Source organism: Sphingomonas sp. (assembly GCF_042095875.1).
Taxonomy (GTDB): Bacteria; Pseudomonadota; Alphaproteobacteria; order Sphingomonadales; family Sphingomonadaceae; genus Sphingomonas.
Genome location: NZ_JBELMJ010000107.1, coordinates 1 through 2745, shown reverse-complemented (window position 1 = coordinate 2745; position 2745 = coordinate 1). Strand labels below are relative to the sequence as shown.

2 protein-coding genes and 1 pseudogene are annotated in these 2745 nt (G+C 71.3%); all 3 read left to right on the top strand.

Translation table 11 applies throughout. The annotated features are described in order from the left end of the window. Window positions 1–1365: pseudogene (locus ACFDS6_RS16975) on the top strand (glutamine-synthetase adenylyltransferase); the annotation flags it as partial. After that, a complete protein-coding gene (locus tag ACFDS6_RS16970) occupies window positions 1358–1804 on the top strand; it encodes a peroxiredoxin (protein WP_375273255.1) in 447 nt (148 codons plus the stop codon). The pseudogene ACFDS6_RS16975 and the gene ACFDS6_RS16970, both read left to right, overlap by 8 nt. After that, a complete protein-coding gene (locus ACFDS6_RS16965) occupies window positions 1801–2610 on the top strand; it encodes a ferritin-like domain-containing protein (RefSeq protein ID WP_375273254.1) in 810 nt (269 codons plus the stop codon). Before ACFDS6_RS16970 ends, ACFDS6_RS16965 begins: the two co-directional genes overlap by 4 nt. The last annotated feature ends 135 nt before the right edge of the window (window positions 2611–2745 follow it).

Here is a 2745-nt window from a genome sequence, read left to right as displayed (position 1 = left end):
CCCGCGCTGCGCAGTGCGGCGGCGCAGGCGGCGCTGGAGGCCGTGCTGCCCGACCTCGTCACAAATTTCGCCACCGCGCCCGTGCCCGAGGCGGCGATCCAGCGCCTCGACCGCGTGATCGAGCGGTTGCCCAGCGCGATCAACTTCTTCCGCTTGCTGGAGGCGCAGCCCGCGCTCACCAGGCTGGTCGCGCGCGTGCTCAGCCACGCGCCGACGCTGGCGGAGGAACTCGCGCGCCGCACCGACCTGCTCGATCGCCTGATCGATACCAGCGCGCTCGACCCAGTCGGCGCGATCGACGACTTGTCGAGCGCGATGCGCCGCGTCGAGCCGGGCGCGGATTACCAGGCGCTGCTCGACCACGTCCGCCGCGTGGTGGGTGAGCAGCGCTTCGCGCTCGGCGTCCAGCTCGTCGCCTCCGCTGCCGATCCGCTCCAGGTCGCGCGCGACTATTCCTGTGTCGCGGAAGCGGCATTGCGCGTCCTGGCGGAGGCGACCGTCGCCGAATTCGCGCGCGCGCACGGCCGCGTGCCGGACAGTGAGTTGCTGATCCTAGCACTCGGTCGCTTCGGCGGCGCGGCGCTGACGCACGCGTCCGACCTCGACCTGATCTTCCTGTTCACCGGCGACTTCCTGGCCGAGTCGGACGGGGCCAAGCCGCTCGGCGCGACGCTCTACTACAATCGCCTGGCGCAGCGCGTCACCGCGGCGTTGTCGGTGCCGACCGCCGCCGGCCCGCTGTACAAGGTCGACACGCGGCTGCGGCCGTCGGGATCGCACGGGCCGCTCGCCGTGACCCTCGAGTCGTTCACGCGTTACCAGCGCGAGTCGGCGTGGACGTGGGAGCATATGGCACTCACTCGCGCGCGCACCGTGTACGGTTCGCCCGCGGCGCGCACCGCGCTCGACGCGGTGATCGCGGATGTCCTCCACGGCGCGCGCACGCCGCACGACGTGGCGTCGGACGCGCGCGCGATGCGCGACGAGATGGCGGCGCACAAACCGCCGGCAGGGCCGCTCGACGCGAAGCTGCTGCCCGGTGGTCTCGTTGACCTCGAATTCCTCACCCACGTCGTCCAGCTCACCACGCGCTCCGGCTTCGATCCTGACCTCGGCCGCGCGATCGACCGCCTCGTTGCCGCCTGCGCACTGCCACCCGGCTTGCGCGACGCGCACGACCTGCTCACGCGGCTGCTCGTCACCGCGCGCCTCGTCGCTCCCGACACGGCCGAGCCGACTGCGGAGGCGACGCGTGCGCTGATCGCGCAGGCGCTGCGCTTGCCCGACTGGGACGCGGTGCTTGCCAGCTTCACCGCGACACGCGAGGAGGTGGCGCGTTTTTGGCGGGAGTTGGTGAATGGATGAATTGCCCGACGTGGCGGCGACCGGGGCCGATGGCCAGCCGCTTTCCTTGCGCGACCTGCCGCGCCCGCTCGTCGTCTATTTCTACCCGAAGGACGACACGCCGGGCTGCACGCGCGAGGCGCAGGACTTCTCCGCGCTCGCTGACGACTTCGCCGCCGCGGGCGTCCACGTCCTCGGCGTTTCGCGCGACAGCGTCGCCAAGCACGCAAAGTTCATCGCCAAGCACGACCTGCGCGTCGCGCTCGCCAGCGACCTCGACGGTTCAGTGACCGAGGCGTTCGGCGTCTGGGGCGAGAAGCAGATGTACGGCCGCACCTATATGGGCGTCGAGCGCGCGACCTTCCTGTTCGACCGCGACGGGCGGCTCGCGCGCGCGTGGCGGAAGGTAAAGGTGCCCGACCACGCCGCCGCGGTGCTGGAGGCGGCGCGCGCGCTTTGACCGAGCCGTCCACCACCAGCATCGCGGAAGCGTGCCGCGAGGTGCTGACCACCGCCGCTCCGGTCGCCAAGCTGAAGGCCGCGCGCCGCGTCGCGCGCGCGTGGCGCAAGGGCGCGCTCACCCACAAGTTCGATCAGACGATGCCGGTCAAGCCCGCCTGGCCGCCGCGTCCCGAGCTGCTGCCGCCGGGCAAGATGCCCCGCCGCGGCAAGGCCGGATCGGAGCGCGGGCGGATCGCGTTGCTCCACGCGCTGGCGCACATCGAGTTCGTCGCGGTCGATCTCGCCTTCGACATGGCGGGGCGGTTCGGGGCCGGCTTCCCGCGCGCGTTCGTCGATGACTGGATCTCGGTTGGCGCGGACGAGGCAATGCATTTCGCGCTGCTCGACCGCCGCCTGCGCGCGCTCGGCTCCTGCTACGGCGCGCTGCCCGCTCATGCCGGATTGTGGGAGACTGCGGCGCGCACCGCCGATGACCCGCTCGCGCGGCTCGCGGTCGTGCCGATGGTGCTCGAAGCGCGCGGGCTCGACGTGACGCCGACGACGATCACGCGCTTTCGCCAGTCGGGCGACGAGGCGGGCGCGCGCATCCTCCAGCGCATCTACACCGACGAGATCCGCCACGTCCGATTCGGCACGACCTGGTTCGAATGGGCCTGCGCGAAGCAGGAGTTGAACCCGCCGACGCACTGGCGCGGGCTGATCGAGCGGCACTTCCGGGGGCTCGTTCGGCCGCCGTTCAACGACTCGGCGCGCACCTTGGCCGGTTTGACGCGCGAATATTGGGGCGGGCTTGCCTCGGACTGACACATTGCGCCACAAAGCTGCCATCAGGACGGCCGGGGGGTCCCACCGATCCGAGAGAACAACACGGGCGGGTGCTCGACACGAGCGCGCGGCTGATCGATCGACGATGGGGTTTGATGATTAAGCTCGCTTTGA

What these genes read in the sequence shown, in the direction of transcription:
- ACFDS6_RS16970 (WP_375273255.1), top strand. Translation starts at nt 1,358, where the DNA reads ATGGATGAATTGCCCGACGTGGCGGCGACCGGGGCCGATGGCCAGCCG.